This is a genomic window from Bradyrhizobium sp. BRP22, from assembly GCF_020194175.1.
Lineage (GTDB): Bacteria > Pseudomonadota > Alphaproteobacteria > Rhizobiales > Xanthobacteraceae > Bradyrhizobium.
Genome location: NZ_JADYVX010000034.1, coordinates 24,335 through 41,463, shown reverse-complemented (window position 1 = coordinate 41,463; position 17,129 = coordinate 24,335). Strand labels below are relative to the sequence as shown.

Annotated in this window: 14 protein-coding genes; 12 read left to right on the top strand and 2 right to left on the bottom strand. The window is 64.1% G+C overall.

From position 1 onward, the window contains the following. The first annotated feature begins 2 nt into the window (after positions 1–2). Positions 3–302 carry an HU family DNA-binding protein gene (locus I6F35_RS31145; protein ID WP_225121467.1) on the top strand — a complete coding sequence of 100 codons (300 nt, stop codon included), beginning with the start codon at positions 3–5 and terminating at the stop codon, positions 300–302. 283 nt (positions 303–585) lie between these two features. Here the strand turns inward: I6F35_RS31145 and I6F35_RS31140 are convergent, their stop codons facing one another. Then, positions 586–1,563 carry an ABC transporter substrate-binding protein gene (locus tag I6F35_RS31140; RefSeq protein ID WP_225121466.1) on the bottom strand — a complete coding sequence of 326 codons (978 nt, stop codon included), beginning with the start codon at positions 1,561–1,563 and terminating at the stop codon, positions 586–588. A gap of 472 nt (positions 1,564–2,035) precedes the next feature. Between I6F35_RS31140 and I6F35_RS31135 the strand changes: the two genes are divergently transcribed. The 11 genes from I6F35_RS31135 (at position 2,036) to I6F35_RS31085 (ending at position 15,796) form a co-directional block, all read left to right on the top strand. Next, entirely contained in the window at positions 2,036–3,136 is a 1,101-nt protein-coding gene (locus tag I6F35_RS31135; protein ID WP_225121465.1) for an ABC transporter substrate-binding protein, read from the top strand. Continuing rightward, positions 3,114–4,145, top strand: coding sequence for an ABC transporter permease subunit (locus I6F35_RS31130; RefSeq protein ID WP_225121464.1), 1,032 nt, complete (start codon positions 3,114–3,116; stop codon positions 4,143–4,145). The genes I6F35_RS31135 and I6F35_RS31130 overlap by 23 nt, the downstream gene beginning before the upstream one ends. After that, positions 4,139–4,936 (top strand): ABC transporter ATP-binding protein, encoded by a 798-nt coding sequence (locus I6F35_RS31125; protein WP_225121463.1) that lies wholly within the window; start codon positions 4,139–4,141, stop codon positions 4,934–4,936. Before I6F35_RS31130 ends, I6F35_RS31125 begins: the two co-directional genes overlap by 7 nt. Next, on the top strand, positions 4,930–6,102 hold the full coding sequence (locus I6F35_RS31120; RefSeq protein ID WP_225121462.1) for an acyl-CoA dehydrogenase family protein: 1,173 nt from the start codon (positions 4,930–4,932) through the stop codon (positions 6,100–6,102). The genes I6F35_RS31125 and I6F35_RS31120 overlap by 7 nt, the downstream gene beginning before the upstream one ends. A gap of 28 nt (positions 6,103–6,130) precedes the next feature. Continuing rightward, positions 6,131–7,231 (top strand): LLM class flavin-dependent oxidoreductase, encoded by a 1,101-nt coding sequence (locus I6F35_RS31115; RefSeq protein ID WP_225121461.1) that lies wholly within the window; start codon positions 6,131–6,133, stop codon positions 7,229–7,231. Next, positions 7,228–8,169: an ABC transporter substrate-binding protein gene (locus I6F35_RS31110; RefSeq protein WP_225121460.1), complete on the top strand. Its 942-nt coding sequence runs from the start codon at positions 7,228–7,230 to the stop codon at positions 8,167–8,169. The genes I6F35_RS31115 and I6F35_RS31110 overlap by 4 nt, the downstream gene beginning before the upstream one ends. A 368-nt stretch (positions 8,170–8,537) precedes the next feature. Next, on the top strand, positions 8,538–9,383 hold the full coding sequence (locus I6F35_RS31105) for a CmcJ/NvfI family oxidoreductase (protein WP_225121459.1): 846 nt from the start codon (positions 8,538–8,540) through the stop codon (positions 9,381–9,383). An 84-nt stretch (positions 9,384–9,467) separates the two neighbouring features. Then, positions 9,468–10,724, top strand: a complete 1,257-nt coding sequence (locus tag I6F35_RS31100) for an MFS transporter (protein ID WP_225121458.1) — start codon at positions 9,468–9,470, stop codon at positions 10,722–10,724. A 5-nt stretch (positions 10,725–10,729) separates the two neighbouring features. Continuing rightward, positions 10,730–12,394 (top strand): hydantoinase B/oxoprolinase family protein, encoded by a 1,665-nt coding sequence (locus tag I6F35_RS31095; protein ID WP_225121457.1) that lies wholly within the window; start codon positions 10,730–10,732, stop codon positions 12,392–12,394. A gap of 2 nt (positions 12,395–12,396) precedes the next feature. Then, positions 12,397–14,439 (top strand): hydantoinase/oxoprolinase family protein, encoded by a 2,043-nt coding sequence (locus I6F35_RS31090; protein WP_225121456.1) that lies wholly within the window; start codon positions 12,397–12,399, stop codon positions 14,437–14,439. A 121-nt stretch (positions 14,440–14,560) separates the two neighbouring features. Then, positions 14,561–15,796, top strand: coding sequence for an ABC transporter substrate-binding protein (locus I6F35_RS31085; protein WP_225121455.1), 1,236 nt, complete (start codon positions 14,561–14,563; stop codon positions 15,794–15,796). Between the two features lie 69 nt (positions 15,797–15,865). Here the strand turns inward: I6F35_RS31085 and I6F35_RS31080 are convergent, their stop codons facing one another. After that, positions 15,866–17,083, bottom strand: coding sequence for a mandelate racemase/muconate lactonizing enzyme family protein (locus I6F35_RS31080; protein WP_225121454.1), 1,218 nt, complete (start codon positions 17,081–17,083; stop codon positions 15,866–15,868). Positions 17,084–17,129 lie beyond the last annotated feature (46 nt).

Below are 17,129 nucleotides of genomic sequence, written 5' to 3'. Positions count from 1 at the left end.
CCATGGCTACCCAATTGTCGAAGTCGCAAGTGATCGAGAAGATCGCGACCACCACCGAACTTTCCAAGCGCGACGTCAAGAACGTGTTGGATACCCTCACGGACGTCGGTCACAAGGAGCTGAAGAAGAACGGCGTGTTCCTCGTCCCCGGCTTCGCGAAGTTCGTGGTGATCAAGAAGCCCGCGACCAAGGCGCGCAAGGGCATCAACCCCTTCACCGGCGAAGAGACGGTGTTCAAGGCCAAGCCGGCCCGCAAGGTCGTCCGGGCTCGTCCGGTCAAGGCTGCCAAGGACGCGGTTTAAGGGAAAAGGCCTCCGGAAGCGGGGGCCTTTTGCTTTCAGGCGCGCCCAACTCTCCACCCTCCGCAGCGCGCGGCGCGGCAACCGGCGCTTGTGCGAACAAGCCATCAACGCGAAAGCCACACCAGCAAGGCCATGCAGGCCAGATGGCCCGTGACGATAAACGCGAGATGAAGAGGGCCGGGCATCGCACGTCTCCCTCACTTTACTCCACCTCTCCCGCAAGCAAGCGGGAGAGGTGGGCAGCGTCCATCGCGGCGGCGCCAACTTCTCTTTCAAGAGACAATCAATTCAGGCTCGCGCTTGTGGTAAAGCTGCGATCGACGGCTTTGCTGACGTCGAGCGTCTTCGACAGGATGCCGTAGCGCGTGGCGCGGTCGGAGGCTTCCTGCACCTCCTTGACCACGTTCTCGTCGATCGCGATCGGGCTGGTCTTCTGCGCGGTGTAGGCGCTCAGCAGCACGTCTTCAGGAAGCTTGGTCAGTTCGGCCGTGTTCTTCGCATATTCGGCGAGATGATCGAGCGACCATAGCCGCGCCTTGTTGAGCCGCTGCAGCAGGTCCTGCACCGCGGCGCGCTTGGTGGCGATGGCGTTGTCGGAGGCGACGATGAAGGTGATCGTCGGCGTCAGGCCCTCGCCATTGGCAACGACGCGCGCTTTGTCCTTCAGCGTCGCAAAGGAAATGTAGGGCTCCCACACCGCCCAGGCGTCGATCGATCCCGCGAGCAGCGCGATCTTGGCATCGACCGGGCCAAGCGGCGCGAAGGTCGCGTCCTCCAGCTTGTAGCCGGACTTCTCCAGCGTCGCATCGATCAGGAATTGGCCCCAGCCGCCGCGCGTGCCCGCGAGGCGCTTGCCCCTAAGATCAGCCGCGGACTTGATCGGGGAATCCTGGCGCACCAGAATGGCCTGTGTCCTGGCGTCGGAGCGTGTGCCGCCGATCGCCTTGATCGGCGCGCCCGATGCATAGACCGAAAGGAAGGAGAGGTCGCCGGTATAGCCGACGTCGAGCGCGCCAGCGTTCAACGCTTCGAGGATCGGTGCTGCGGCCGGAAATTCCGACCACTCGATCTTGTAGGGCAGATCCTTTCCGAAACCTGAGATGTCGAGCAGCGAGCGGTTGCCGCCCTTCTGGTCGCCGACGCGAAGCACGATCGCGTCGTCGGCCAGTGCCGCGAAGACGGAAGAAAGCGTGATCGCCGTAGTGACCAGTACGGTTGCGATCTTACGGGTGACGGAGTGAAGGCGGGCGGCTTTGCTCATGTCCATCTCTTTTCTGATTTCGCTCGCCCATTGCCTGGAGAGCACATGAGCGTTCCATCGAGTCTATGAGCGGAGCTGTCGCAGTCAACGAAACGGAAATCTGTATTCGCGACGCAGGCGACAAAGAACATCTCGTTGTTTTCCTCTGCGGAGAAAGCACTGGATGCGCCGTTACAGGACGACAAAATGCCCGCGCGATTGGCGGTAATACGCAAGCTGCCGACAATCGCATCACAACGAAATCGTTTCCTCGTCCGCGGCTGGGATCGTGGAGATAATCCCTTTCATCCGCGCAACATTCGAAATTCCATTTCATTGACGATAATGCGATCGCACCGCATCATTTGCGGGTTGCATTGGGTGCCAATAGCGCCGGAGAAATCCGCCTTTTTACAACAATAGCTCCGAAACCAATGCGCGCGGGCCGGACGGTTTGCGCGGATGGCGGAGCCGTGTCGAACGTGGGGTGAGCATGTCGATTGAAGAGAAGAAGAATAGATTGGCGATGGATCGGCGCACGCTGTTGCGGGCAGGTGCGGCTGCGGCCTTTGCCGCGCCGATCGGGGCGTTCGGCGCGCAGGCATTTTCTGCGCGTGGCGCGGTACCGGCGATCGACTTCTCCGAATTCCCGATCTGCAAGACGGCATCCGACGCGCCGCCGCTGACCGGCGCGCCGCGCAAATTGAAGCTGTCGTGGAACGCGGGCGCGGTGTGCCTGGCGCCGCTGCCGGTCGCGATCGACTATGGCTTCTTCCAGAAGCAGAACCTCGACATCGAGCTCGTCAATTATAGCGGCTCGACCGATCAGTTGCTGGAGGCGATCGCCACCGGCAAGAGCGATGCGGGGCTCGGCATGGCGCTGCGCTGGCTGAAGCTGCTGGAGCAGGGCTTTGACGTCAAGATCGCCGCCGGCACCCATGGCGGCTGCATGCGTGTGCTGACGCGCGCAGGCTCCGGCGTCGACAAGCTCGCCGATCTCAAGGGCAAGATCGTCGCCGTCGGCGACCTCGCCGGTCCGGACAAGAACTTCTTCTCGATCCAGCTTGCCAAGCAGGGCATCGATCCGAACAAGGATGTCGACTGGCGTGCTTATCCCGGCAACCTCCTCAACGTCGCGGTCGAGAAGGGTGAGGTGCAGGCCTTCCTCGCCTCCGATCCGCTCGCCTATCTCTGGCTCAAGGACAGCCAGTACAAGGAAGTCGCCTCCAACCTCGACGGCGAATATCGCGACAAGACCTGCTGCATCGTCGGCCTGCGCGGCTCCCTGGTGCGTAACGAGCCGCATGTCGCGCGCGCGATCACCCAGGCGCTGCTCGACGCGGCGATGTTCACCTCGCAGAATCCTGACAAGGCTGCGAAGTCGTTCCAGCCTTATGCGCCGAAGACCGCGACGCTGGCCGATCTCGAAGCGATGGCGCGCTATCACACCCATCACCATCATCCTGTTGGCGAAGTCCTGAAGCGCGAACTGAAGGGCTATGCCGACGATCTGAAGACCGTCTCCGTGTTCAAGCAGAGCACGGACACGGCGAAATTCGCGGAACGGATTTATGTCGACGTATTCAGTGTCTGATGCATCGGCCGCGGCCGGACAGGCAGCGGCAGATGTCAGCCCAGGCTGGCTCGAGAAGCTCCGCAGCGGCGGCTACGGCGTTGGGCTGGCCGCCGCCGTCCCTTGGCTGGCGTTCGGCGCGTCCTGCCTCTACTGGGAAGATCTTGGCGACTGGTCGCGGACGCATGGGCTTGCGATCGCCGCGTTCGGGATCGCAGCGCTAGCACTGCTTGGGACGATTGGTGCCGATTTCCTCGGCAGCGCCGGAGTGGCGCTGCGCCGGCGTGCGCCGTGGCTGGTGGCGCTCGGGTCGTTTCTGACAGTCTGGGAGGTCGCGACCGCAAAGTTCGGCTGGCTGCCGCTCCCATTCTTCCCGCCGCCACAGGCGATCCTCGAGGTCTACACTGATGACATGCCAAAGCTGTTCGACAGCGTCATTGCGTCGGTGAAGCTGCAGCTTGGTGGTTACATCATCGGCGCGGCCATCGGATTCCTGACCGGCGTATCAATCGGCTGGTCGCAGAAGGTCGGTTATTGGGTGCATCCAATACTGCGCTTCATCGGGCCGTTGCCGGCGACAGCCTGGCTGCCGTTTGCCTTCTTCACCTTTCCGTCGAGTTGGAGCGCGAGCACCTTCCTGATTGCGCTTGCCACCGGCTTCCCGGTGACTGTCCTGACCTGGTCCGGCGTCGCCAGCGTGCCGAATGCCTATTACGACGTTGCGCGCACGCTGGGCGCAAAGCCGTCCTTCCTGGTGCTGAAGGTGGCGATCCCCGCGGCGCTGCCGCATGTCTTCGTCGGCCTGTTCATGGGGCTCGGGGCCTCGTTCGCCGTGCTCGTCGTGGCCGAGATGATCGGCGTCAAGGCTGGTCTCGGCTGGTACCTGCAATGGGCGCAGGGCTGGGCAGCTTATGCCAACATGTATGCCGCGCTGATCGTGATGTCGCTGCTCTGCTCCGGCGCGATCACGCTGCTGTTCAAGACGCGCGACCGCCTGCTGGTCTGGCAGAAAGGCGTCGTCAAATGGTAGCCGCTGCTTTACACGAGGCCATCGCCTATCCCGCGGTCGGCGCCGCGCTCGATATCGAGCATGTCAATCACGCCTTCGATATCGATGGCGTCGTGCTTCCGGTGCTGGAGGACGTCAGCCTCGCGATCGAGCCCGGCGAGTTTGTCGCGCTGCTCGGTCCGTCCGGCTGCGGCAAGTCCACGCTGCTGCGGCTCGTGGCGGGGCTGGAGAAGCCGCGTAGCGGCGTGCTGCGCGAGGACGACATCCGCATCACGGGACCGCATCCGTCGCGCGTCGTCGTGTTCCAGGATCCAACACTGTTTCCCTGGCGCTCGGTGTGGGACAATGTCGCACTCGGGCTGGAGGCGCAGGGCATTCTGAAAAGCCAGCGCCAGCGGGTCGACGCGGCGATCGATCTCGTCGGTCTCTCAGCTTTTCGCAAGGCCTATCCGCACCAGCTTTCCGGCGGCATGGCGCAGCGCGTTGCGCTGGCGCGTGCGTTGGTCAACGATCCCAAGGTGCTCATCCTCGACGAGCCGCTCGGCAAACTGGATTCGCTGACGCGGATCACGATGCAGGCCGAGATCGTCTCGCTCTGGCAGCGCAAGGGATTTACCACGCTGCTGGTCACGCATGATGCGGAGGAAGCGCTGTTCCTCGCAAACCGTGTCATCGTGCTCAGCGACCGCCCGGCGCGCGTCAAGGCCGACATCAGGGTGGACCGGCCGTATCCGCGTCATCGCGGCGATCCCTATCTCGCCGATCTGCGCCGGCAGATTCTCGGGCTGCTCGGACTGGACGCGACATGGTGACGACGGCGGCGAAAGAGCTGACGCCGTCGGAAGCGCCGGACCATGTTGCGCGCGCCTCACGGCTTGCCGAGGTCGTCGCCGAGCGGGCGGAAGGGCATGACCGCGATGCCAGCTTTCCGTTCGAGAATTTCGCCGACCTTGCGAAAGCCGATCTCCTCGCGCTGACCGTGCCGGCCGCGCTTGGCGGGGCTGGGGCGGGCGCCCGCGACACGGCGCGCATCCTTGGCATCATCGGCAAGGCCGATCCGTCGACCGCGCTGGTGCTGTCGATGCATTACATCAATCATCTGGTGATGGCGCGCAGCCCGCGCTGGCCCGCGCGCCTGTCCCGCAAGCTCGCCAAGGAGACCGTCGAGGGCGTCGCGCTGATCAATGCGCTGCGTGTCGAGCCCGAGTTGGGATCGCCGGCGCGCGGCGGGTTGCCCGCGACGATCGCACGCCGCACCGAAACCGGCTGGCGGTTGAGCGGCCGCAAGATCTATTCGACCGGCGCGCCGATCCTGAAATGGTATCTGGTGTGGGCCAAGACCGACGAGCCGGAAATGCGCGTCGGCCAGTTCCTTGTGCCAGCAGGCTTGCCCGGAACGAGGATCGAGGAAACCTGGAACCATCTCGGCCTGCGCGCCAGCGGCAGTCACGATGTGATCTTCGAGGACGTCGTGTTTCCGCTCGAGTACGAGGTCGACGTCCGCAGGCCGGAGGAGTGGACCGCGCCTGATGTCACCCAGGCCACGATCCACGCTATCTTCGTGGCCGCGATCTATGACGGCGTCGCCCGCGCCGGGCGGGACTGGCTCATCAAGTTCCTGCACGAGCGTGTTCCGGCCAATCTCGGCGCGCCGCTCGCGACGCTGCCGCGGGCCCAGGACATCCTTGGCGGCATCGAGGCGCGGCTTGCCGTGAATGCCCGCCTGATCGACAGTTTCGCCAGAGAGTTCGATGCCGGCTTGCCGCTCAATGCGATCGAGTCCAATATCGTCAAGCTGACGGTGACCAACAACGCCGTCGCCGTGGTCGAAGACGCGCTGTCACTAGCCAGCAATCACGGCCTGTCGCGACACAATCCGCTAGAGCGGTATTTTCGCGATGTGCTGTGCGGCCGCGTCCACACCCCGCAGGATGACTCCACCCGCATCGCCGCCGCACGCCTGGCGCTGGGCATCTGAACAACAGCCAACAAGCGGAGCTTCCCCCATGTCAGTCGAGTTCATCGGCTTCATCACCAACAACAATTCGTCGGAGATCATCGTCCGCTCCGGTCCCGTGCTCGATCCGCCCTATATCGAGACGGTGGCGAAAGCCCATGAGCTTGCCGGCTTCGACCGCGCGCTGCTCGCATTTCATTCGACGACGCCGGATGCGCTGCAGGTCGCGCAGCATGTGCTCGGCATCACCAGGAAATTGAAGGTGATGATCGCGCAGCGGCCGGGCTTCACTGCGCCGACGCTGCTGGCGCGCCAGCTCGCCACGCTCGACCAGTTCTACCCGGACCGGGTCTCGCTGCACGTCATCACCGGCGGCAACGCCACCGAGCTGCGCCAGGACGGCAATACGCTCGACGACAAGGACGAGCGCTACGCGCGCACCGGCGAGTTCCTCGACATCGTCCGCCTGGAATGGACCAGCGAGAAGCCGTTCGATTATCGCGGCAAGTACTACCAGGTCGAACGCGGCTTTTCGCAGATCAAGCCGCATCAAAATGGTGGCATCTACACCTTCATCGGCGGCGGCTCGGATGCCGCGGTCGAAGTCGCGGGCAAGCACGCCGACACCTTCGCGCTGTGGGGCGAGTCCTACGCGCAGGTCCGGGACGTCACCGCGCGCGTGCGCGCAGCGGCCGCCAAGCATGGCCGTCCGACGCCGCGCTTCAGCCTCTCGGTGCGGCCGATCCTCGCCGATACCGAGGAGAAGGCGTGGGCCAAGGCGCAGGCGATCCTCGAGCGCGCCACTGAACTGCAGGACCAGACCGGCTATCGCAAGCCGGCGGACGGCCATGCCACCGCGGGCGCGAGGCGGCTGCTCGCGCTCGCCGACCAGGGCGCGCGCATCGACAAGCGGCTGTGGACCGAGATCGCCAAGCTGACCGGCGCCAACAGCAACACCACCGCGCTCGTCGGCACGCCCGAGCAGGTCGCCGAAGTGTTCGGCGATTACTACGATCTCGGCGTCAGCCACTTCCTGATCCGCGGCTTCGATCCCTTGATCGACGCGATCGACTATGGCCGCGAGCTGATCCCGCTGACGCGCAAGCTGATTGCCGAGCGCGACGCGACGCGCGGGATTGCCGCAGAATGATCCGGTTCGCTCTCGCAATCGTTCTCGCACTCGCCGGCGCAAGCACCGCGGCCGCGCAGACCACATTGCGCGTCGGCGACCAGAAGGGCAATTCGCAGGCGGTGATGGAAGCCGCCGGCGTGCTCAAGGACGTGCCCTACAAGATCGAGTGGAAGGAGTTCGCGGCAGCCGCGCCGCTCCTGGAAGCGCTCAGCGCCGCCGCGATCGACACCGGCCTTGTCGGCGACGCGCCCTTCACCTTTGCCGCTGCGGCGGGCGTCCCGGTGAAGGCGATCGCCGCCGTCCGTCAGTCGCGCGAAGGGCTCGCGATCGTGGTGCCCGAGAATTCGGCGATCAAGAGCTTTGACGACCTGCGCGGCAAGAAGATCGCGACCGGCCGCGGCTCGATCGGCCACCAGTTGATCCTGGGAGCGCTCGAGTCGAAGGGGTGGCAGGCGAGCGATGTCCAGATCATCTTCCTCGCGCCGTCAGACGCCAAGGTCGCCTACACCCAAGGGTCGGTGGACGCCTGGTCGACCTGGGAGCCCTATGTCAGCCAGGAAGAGGTGCTGTTCAAGTCGCGCCGCGTGATCACCGCGGAGGGCATTACGCCCGGCCTCAGCTTTCAGGTCGCAACCCCGGGCGCTATCAAGGACAAGCATGAGCAACTACAGGACTTCGTGCGTCGTCTCGCCGCCGCGCGGGCATGGTCTCAGAACAATGTGGCCGCTTATGCCGAGACCTGGGGCAAGCTAATGAACATTCCGACCTCGGTGCCGCTGAACTGGCTGGCGCGGGCCAAGATCCAGATCGCTCCGATTGATGACGGCGTCGTGAGCGACGAGCAGAAGACCATCGATCTCTATCACCGCTGGGGTTTGATCAAGGAGAAGCTCAACGCTGCTGATATCGTCGACCGCTCATTCGCGACTGCGATCGGCAAGGGCACCGGCTTGTGAGGCCGCGCCTGTCGTCAATCTCCCCCACCGTCGAACAACGTGAGTTGCGAAAGCGCTCACCGCAGCGTCATTGCGAGCGAAGCGAAGCAATCCACGCCTCCACAAGCGGAGAGATGGATTGCTTCGCTTCGCTCGCAATGACGGGGGAGAGAGGGTCGCTCGCAATGGCGAGTACCCGCAGGGGAGGCACTTCTCGAAAGCGTGATCGGCGGAAATAATCAGCTTGGTGGTTCCAGGACGCCGAAAGAATTTTCCACGTTTCATCCTCGCAAGGATGTCAACGTTGCTATTTCTTGAGCTCCCTTGCCGGGGCAGCTCACCCGGCCAAAATGAAACAGAACGAACAATAGGGAGTCCGGGAGACCACCATGGGCCTGCATGAAACCAAGATCGAGTCGCTTCCCTTCGTCACTGCCGAACTCAATTATCTCGCCCCGATATCGGGCAAGCCGCGTACCTACGCCTACGATCCGCCGCCCGGCGAACCCAAATCGACGGCGCTCCCCGAACCCCACAACGTTCCGATCTTCGACGGCCGCCTGATCGCCGACAAATTCTCGCTCGACACCGAAGGCTTCGCCCTGGTCAAGCATCCGACCGTGGTGAAGAACTACTACGACGATAACGAAGTCAGGCGCGTCTACTATCCTGCCGTCGAAGCCTTCCTGAAGGCAACGCTGAAGGCGGATCGCGTCCTCATCTTCGATCATACCGTGCGCAAGCGCGTCGAGGGCGCCCCCGACGTGCGCGACGGCACGCCCCGTCAGCCGGCGACGCGCGTGCATGTCGACCAGACTGCCTTGTCCGGCCGCAACCGCGTGTTCGAACATCTGCCCGAGGAGGCCGAAGAACTGCTCAAAGGTCGTGCCCAGGTGATCAACCTCTGGCGGCCGATCCGTGGCCCGCTGCGCGATGCGCCATTGGCGATGTGCGACGGCCAGTCGGTGGAGCCGGGCGATCTCATCGCCTCTGACCTGATCTATCCGAATCGCGAGGGCGAGACCTATTCCGTGAAATACAATGCGAACCACCGCTGGTTCTATTTCCCGGAGATGACGCCCGACGAGGCGCTGCTGCTCAAGTGCTACGATTCGGCGACTGACGGCCGCACGCGCTTCGCACCGCACACCGCCTTCGTCGATCCCACCACGCCGCCGGATGCTGCCCCGCGCGAAAGCATCGAAGTGCGGACATTGGTGTTCCACAAGCACTGAACTGCCTAATACCTAGGCACAGATTGGCGCTCGTGGCCTATTGGTGATACGCCGTCCCGAAACTCCTCGGGAACGAGATGATTCGTGGACGGTGTTGCCAAAGATGATGCGGGGACCAGTACCCGCACGCTGATTCTTGCGCTTCTGGCCCTGGCCTGCGGCCATATGCTATCGACCCTGCTGCGGACGATCCCGGCCATCAGCCTTGACCTGATGGCCGCCGATTTCGCGACGCCGCCGCAGGCGCTCGCGAGCCTGACCTCGATCTATCATTTCGCGTTCGCGGCATCGCAGGTGCCCGTCGGCGCTGCGATGGACCGCTTCGGCGTTCGCCCGGTCTCGCTCAGCCTGCTCGTTGGAACCATCTTCGGGGCGATGGCATCGGCGTTTGCGACCGGACCGGAGAGCTTCCTCGTTGGCCAGCTCGCGCTGGGGGTTGCGACATCAGGCATGCTGATGTGCCCGATGACGCTCGCGGCGAAACAGCTTTCCCCGTCGCAGTTTGGCTTGTGGTCGGGCGCCATCCTGTCGATCGGCAATATCGGTATGCTGTTGTCGTCGAGCCCATTGGCCTTTGTCGTCGACCGTCTTGGCTGGCGGGCCGGATTCTGGATATCGGCCATTGGCGGCGTTGCGGTCGCGCTCGCGGTGTTCGTGCTGGTGCCGAAACAGCCGGCCGAGCACAAGGACGACTCATCGCCGCTCTCGCAAATGATGGAAGTCCTGCGCCTTGGCCTGTCCCGCCCACTCCGGGGCCTAGTCGCCTTGTCGCTGGTCTCGCTTGCGGCATCGCTGGTGCTGAGGGGATTGTGGGGCGGCCCGTGGCTGATGGAGATCAAGGGCCTCACGCGCATCGAAGCTGGTAACGAACTCGGACTGTTCACGCTGGCGCTGATCGTCGGGCCGGTCTGCATCGGCGTGATCGATCGCAGGCTCGGCCACCGACGCACCGTTGTTGCGGTTGCGCATCTCGTGGCGGCGCTGCTGCTTCTCCTGATGGCATTGGGAGCTCCCGGTTACCCGGTGTCCGACCTGTTCGGCGTCGCCGTCATGCCGTCGCAGTATGATGTGGTCCTGTTCATCCTGATCGGTCTTGCCGTCTCGGCGCAGCCGCTGCTCTACGGCATGACCAGGCAGCTCGTTGACGCCCAGAGCGCGGGCAAGGCGCTTTCGGCGATCAATCTCTCCTTCTTCCTTGGCGCGGCGCTGCTGCAATCCGCAACCGGCGCGGTGGCGGCGCTCTATGGACTGCCGGCCGTGATGCTGTTCATGGCTGCTGCGCTGCTGGCGGGCACCGTGGTGTTTTTGATCTATACGTCCCCGGCCGCGACGATAAAATAGCTGGCATGTCCGGCAAGATCGATCCCATCACCCGGTCCGTCGTCCAGCACCGGCTGAGTTCCATTGTGAGGGAAATGGGCGAAGCCATGCTTCGCACCTCCTATTCACAGATCCTCAACTCCAGCCGCGATTTTTCGCTGGCGATCTGCGACACAGGCGGGCGGCTGATCGCGCAGGCCGATCACATCCCGGTTCATGTCGGCGCGCTGCCGTGGGCGACGCTTGCGGTGGAGGAGCGCTTCAAGGACGTGGAGCCTGGCGAGGTCATTCTGCTGAACGATCCCTATCATGGCGGCAGCCATCTGCCCGATCTCACCGCCTTCGTGCCGGTGTTCGATGATGGCAAGCGCCTGCTCTGGACCATCGTCCGCGCCCATCAGAGCGACATCGGCGGCGCCACCCATGGCGCCTACAACCCTGATGCCACTGAGATCTTTCAGGAAGGCCTGCGCATCCCTCCGATCAAGCTGTGCGAGGCCGGCAAGCTGCGCGAGGACCTGCTCGATCTGCTGGCGCTCAACATCCGCAACCCCAGGGAATTCCGTGGTGACCTCGCAGCGATGCTGGGCGCCGCCCATCTCGGCGAGCGCCGGGTGGGAAAACTGTTCGCCGAATTCGGCGCGCCCGTGGTCGAGGCTGCAATAGAAGCGATCCTCGATGCCACCGAGCACCAGACCCGCGCCGTTGTTGCCACCTGGAAGGACGGCGTGTTCCATGGCGAAGCGTTCCTTGACGATGACGGCCATGGCCGCAGCGATATCAGGATCGCAGCAAAGGTGACCAAGCAGGGCAGCGACGTCGAGGTCGACCTGTCCGACTCCGATCCCCAGTCGACGAGCTTCGTGAATTCCTCGCACGCCAACATGCAGGCCGCGGTGGCGATGGCCTTTGCCTATCTGATCGACGCCGATATCCCCAAGAACACTGGCGCGCTGCGCCCGCTGAAAGTGATCGCAAAGCAGGGCACGATCGTTTGGGCCGATCCGGGCCGGCCGGTGACGCTGTGCACCAGCCATCCCTCCAATGAAATCGTCGAGGCGATCATCAAGGCGCTGTCGGCCTCCTGTCCGGAGCGCGCGATGGCGGGCTGGGGCCGCCGCTTCCGGATCGCGATCCAGGGCGAAGACCCTCGCACCGGACGCAACTTCATCTGGCACATGTTCCAGGCGCGCCCCGGCGGCGGCGCCTCGTCCGGCGGCGACGGCTGGTCGTCGATCGGCGAGTGGCACACCGTCGGCGGGCTCAAGTTCGGCAGCATCGAGGTCGCCGAGGTGCGCTTCCCGCTGCACTTCCGCCATCACGAATTCCGGCAAGGCTCGGCCGGCGACGGCCAGTTTCGCGGCGGCCTCGGCGTTTCGCTGGATATGGTGCTGGAAACCGCAAAGCCGGCAAAAGGCAACACCGCCGGTGAAGGCGTCCGTTACGGCCCTTGCGGGATGCTCGGCGGCGAGGACGGAAAGCCGCATCGCTATCGCCTTCTGTCCGAAGGCCGCGAGCCGCGCGTGCTCAAGACCAAGGAGGTCGGTATCGATCTCCGTCCCGGCGATTGCCTGGAAATCCGCTCTTCCGGTGGCGGCGGTTGGGGACCGTCCGCAAAGCGATCGGCGGAGGCGCGCCGACGCGATATCGAGCAGGGCCTGGTCGACGTCCCCGCGGAGCAGCGTGACTAGCCATGTTCACGATCGGAGTTGACGTCGGCGGCACCTACACCGATCTGGTCGCCACGGATGAGACGGGGCGCACGGTGTTCGCGAAGTCGCCATCCACGCCATCGGATCAATCGATCGGCGTGATGGCGGGGCTGGACGAACTGGCGCGCCGTCTGAATGTCACACGCGCGGAAATGCTGGCGAATACCGATCGCCTGGTTCACGGCACGACGGTCGCGACCAACGCATTGCTGGAGCGCAAGGGAGCAAAAGTCGCGCTGCTCACCACTGAAGGCCATCGCGACGTCGTCGAGATGCGCGAGGGTTTGAAGCCCGATCGTTACGATTTGCGCACGCCGCCGCCGGAGCCGCTGGTCCCGCGCGAACGCCGCATCGGTGTGCGTGAGCGGCTGAAGGCGGATGGCAGCGCATCGATCCCGCTCGATGCCGGATCGCTCGACAGCGCGATAACAGCGGTGAGAAGTTCTGGCGCAAGGTCGGTCGCGGTCTGCTTCCTGCATTCCTATCTCAACCCCGCACATGAGCTTGCGGCCGTCGAGCGGCTCGGCAGCGAACTGCCCGGAATCAATATCTCGCGCTCGAGCGATGTGCTGCCGCAGATCAAGGAATATGAGCGCGTCTCGACCACGATCGTGAACGCCTATGTCGAGCCGATCGTGCGGCGCTATCTGACCAATCTCGAAAAGCGCCTCAGCGAAGCCGGCTTCAAGGGCACACTGTTCGTGGTGCTGTCGCATGGCGGCATGGCGCCGGTCGAGGAAGCCTCGCGCCTTGCGGCGGGCACCGTGTTGTCGGGCCCGGCCGGCGGCATTTCCGGTAGCCGCCGCTGCGCCGATCTCTTAGGAATTCCCGACCTCGTGCCGTTCGACATGGGGGGCACCAGCACGGATATCTCGCTGATCTCAGGCGGGCAGGCCTCGCTCTCGGCCGACGGCATGCTGGCCGGTCAGCGCATCGCGCTGCGCAGCCTCGACATTGCGAGCATCGCCGCCGGCGGCGGCTCGATCGCGAGCGTCGATGGCAGCCGCACGCTTCGGGTTGGGCCGGAAAGCGCCGGTTCGGTTCCGGGGCCGGCGTGCTATGGCAATGGTGGCACCGCGGCGACCGTCACCGACGCCAACGTCGTGCTCGGCTATCTCGATGCCGGCGCCTTCATGGGCGGCAAACGTCCGCTCGATCGCGGAGCCTCGGAAGCGGCGATCGACCAGATCGCGGCGGCGCTGGAATTGTCGCGCCTGGAGGCTGCGGCCGGCATCTACAAGATGATCAATCTGAAGATGGCCGACGGCATCCGCCTGATGACGCTGCGCCGCGGCGTCGATCCCCGAAAGTTCGTGCTGCTCAGTTTCGGCGGCGCCGCCGGCCTTCACGCCGCGGAAGTCGCGCGCGAGCTCGAGATCAGGCGCATCATCGTGCCGACAGTTGCATCGGTGCTATCGGCCTGGGGCATGCTGACCAGCGATCTCCGCTACGAGGTGAGCCGCACCCATTATGGCGCGGGCGCGCGCATCTCCGCCGGTGAGGTGCGCGAACTGTACTCTCAACTCGAAGAGCAAGCCGCCGGTCGGCTCCGCTCCTGGTTCAATGGTCCCATCAGCATCGAGCGCTCAGCCGAGATGCGCTATGGCGAGCAGGTGTTCGAGATCGACGTGCCGCTTGGCGATCTCGATCTGGACGCAGATGATGTCGTCGACCAGATCGAGCAGCGTTTTCATCGCCGCCACGAGGAACTCTACACTTATGCCTCGCCCGGCCACGAGGTCGTGTTCGTCAACGCCCGCGTCGCGGCGGTGGCCGAGGTGGCGCGGCGCGGCGAAGGCATTAAATCTGCAAGCTCGGCCGAGCCATGCGTGCCCCGGAGCCGACGTAAGGCCTGGTTCGGCGGATGGCGCGAGGTGCCTGTCTATGCGCTCGATGATCTCCGTCCCGGCCAGTCGCTCTCCGGTCCCGCCATCATCGAAGCCGAAACCACGACAGTGCTGGTCGACACCGGCGATCGCCTGTCCGTCAACCCCCTGGGATGGCTGGACATCACATTGCGCTGACCGTCCATGATCGGCTGATTGTCCCAAGGCAACATTTCATTTCTCCGGCCATATTTGCGCGCTATTGTTATCGGCCGGAAGACGCAGCAGGCCGCTGTCGGGCGGGTTTGAGGCGATGTTGATGCAAAGAAGAAGAGCGAGACTGTCGCTGTCCCTCATCGCCGCGGCGCTTCTTGCGTGGGCGCCGTCCAGCGCACAGCAGGCTTCCGAGCGGGGCGCCATGGACAACGAGATCCGGATCGGCAACGTCATGCCCTACACCGGGCCGCTGGCGGCCTTTGCCACCATTGGCAGAGCGGAAGCCGCCTATTTCGACATGGTCAATGAGCGCGGCGGCATCAACGGACGCAAGATCAAGTTCATCTCCGTCGACGACAGCTCCAGTCCGCGCATGGCGCTGCAGCAGACGCGCGAACTGGTCGAGAAGGAAAACGTGCTGTTGATGTTCGGCTCGTTCGGCACGCCGAGCAATCTCGCGACCCGGGCCTATCTCAACGATAAGAACGTCCCGCAATTGTTCGTCGCTTCGGGGGACGAGGAGTGGGCGCAGCCGAAGAAGTATCCGTGGACGATGGGCTGGCAGCCAACCTTCCGCGCCGAGGGCCGGATCTATGCGAATTACATCCAGGCATCCTATCCCGACGGCAAGATTGCCGTGCTCTGGCAGAACGATCAGTTCGGGCGCGATCTGTTCAGGGGATTGCAGGAAGGGCTCGGCGATACCGCGGGCATGATCGTCGCCGATCTCGCCTTTGATGCGTCCGACACCTCGATCGAGGTGCAGATCGAGATATTGAAGGATTCGGGCGCCGATATACTCGTGTTCAACGGAGCGCCGGCGATCGCCGCGCGCGCCATCCGCATCGCGGCCGAACTGGATTGGCATCCGGTCTTTATTCTCGACAATGCCTCGGCCTCGATCGCCAGCGCGCTGCGGCCGGCGGGGCTGCAGAATGCGCTCGGCGTGATCTCGACATCCTTCCTGAAGGACGCCGGCGATGCCGCATGGAAGGACGACGAGCCGATCAAGGCATGGTCCGCCTTCATGGACAAATATTATCCTGATGGCGACAAGGAGGATGGCTACGCCATCTTCGGCTACGCCGCGGCCGAGACCCTGGTCCAGGTGCTGACGCAGTGCGGCGACGATCTGTCGCGCGAGAACATCATGCGCCAGGCTGCATCGCTGAAGGACTATCTCAATCCCGTGGTGCTGCCGGGCATCGCAATCAACACCGGCCCGGCCGACTTCCGCCCGATCAAGCAGATGCGCCTGGTGCAGTTCGACGGCAACATCTGGCAGCCGATCGGCGACGTGATCGAAAGTGCGTTCGTGAACGTGCCGGGCGACAAATGATTTCGCAATGAGCAGCCCCACACACTCGCCGTCGTCCCGGCTCAAGCCCGGGACGACGGGAGATAGAGCTTACTTCTTGGCCTGCCCGTAATTCAGCAATCCACCCTTGCTCTTCGGCGGGTGCGCGCGGAGGCCTTCCTCGTTCGGCTCGGTGCCCCAGCCCGGCCGGTCCGGGATCACGAGGTGGCCGTCGACGATGTCGGGGACATGCGTGAACAACTCATGGTCCCAGGCGAGCCGGTCGATATCGGTTTCCATGATCCGCAAGTTCGGAACGGCCGCTGAGAAATGCGCGTTCATCATCGTGCAGAGGTGGCCGTAGAAATTATGCGGGGCGACGTTGACCTCGAAATGTTCGGCGGCATTCGCGATCTTCATCGATTGCCAGATGCCATTCCAGGGCGTGTCGATGATCGCGACGTCCATCGCCTGCTCGGTGAAGTAGGGCAGGAATTCGCGCAGACCGAGCAGCGTCTCGCAGGAGGAGATCGGATGCGGGCTCTGGCGGCGGATGTAGCCTAGCGCCTGCGGGTTGAAGGTGTCGATCTCGATCCAGAACATGTCCATCTTCTCGATCGCCCTCAGGATCTTCAGATAGCCTTCGGTCTTGGCGTTGAAGTTGAGGTCGAGCAGGAGATCGACATCGGGCCCGGCGCCGTCGCGGATCGCCTCCAGGTGCATGCAGAGATTGCGCAGCACTTTGCGGTCGACATTGATCTCCGGCTCGAATGGCGAGCCGAAGCCCGGCCGCCAACCCTGCGGCTTGCCGTCGGTATAGACGAAGATGTTGGTCTTCAGCGCCGTGAAGCGCTTCTCGCGCACCTCGCGCCCGATCGCCTTGACGCCGTCGAGATCGGTGATCGCGGGCTTGTACCAGTCGGGATGGTTGATGCGCCAGGTCGCGCAGTGCGACCAGTAGACCCGGATGCGGTCGCGGATCTTGCCGCCGAGCAGTTCATAGCAGGGCACGCCGAGCGCCTTTGCCTTGACATCGAGCAGCGCGTTCTCGATCGCGCCGAGCGCCAGCGCCACCACGCCCCCGGCGGCGGGCCGGGTCGCGGAGAACAGTTCCGCATAGATGCGTTCATGCTGCAGCGCGTTCTTGCCAATGATCCGCGTCGACAGCCGCTCGATCGCGGCGGTGACGCCGGGCGCGCCAAAACCTTCGTCGAATTCGCTCCAGCCGACGATGCCGTCCTCGGTCGTCACCTTAACGAAGTGGTAATTCCGCCAGCCAGCATCGCAGGCGAGCGTTTCAATGCTTCTGATGTTGGACGACTTGCCCATGGTTTCCTGCCCGGCGTTGTTGTCTCGTTACGTCGATAACAACAAT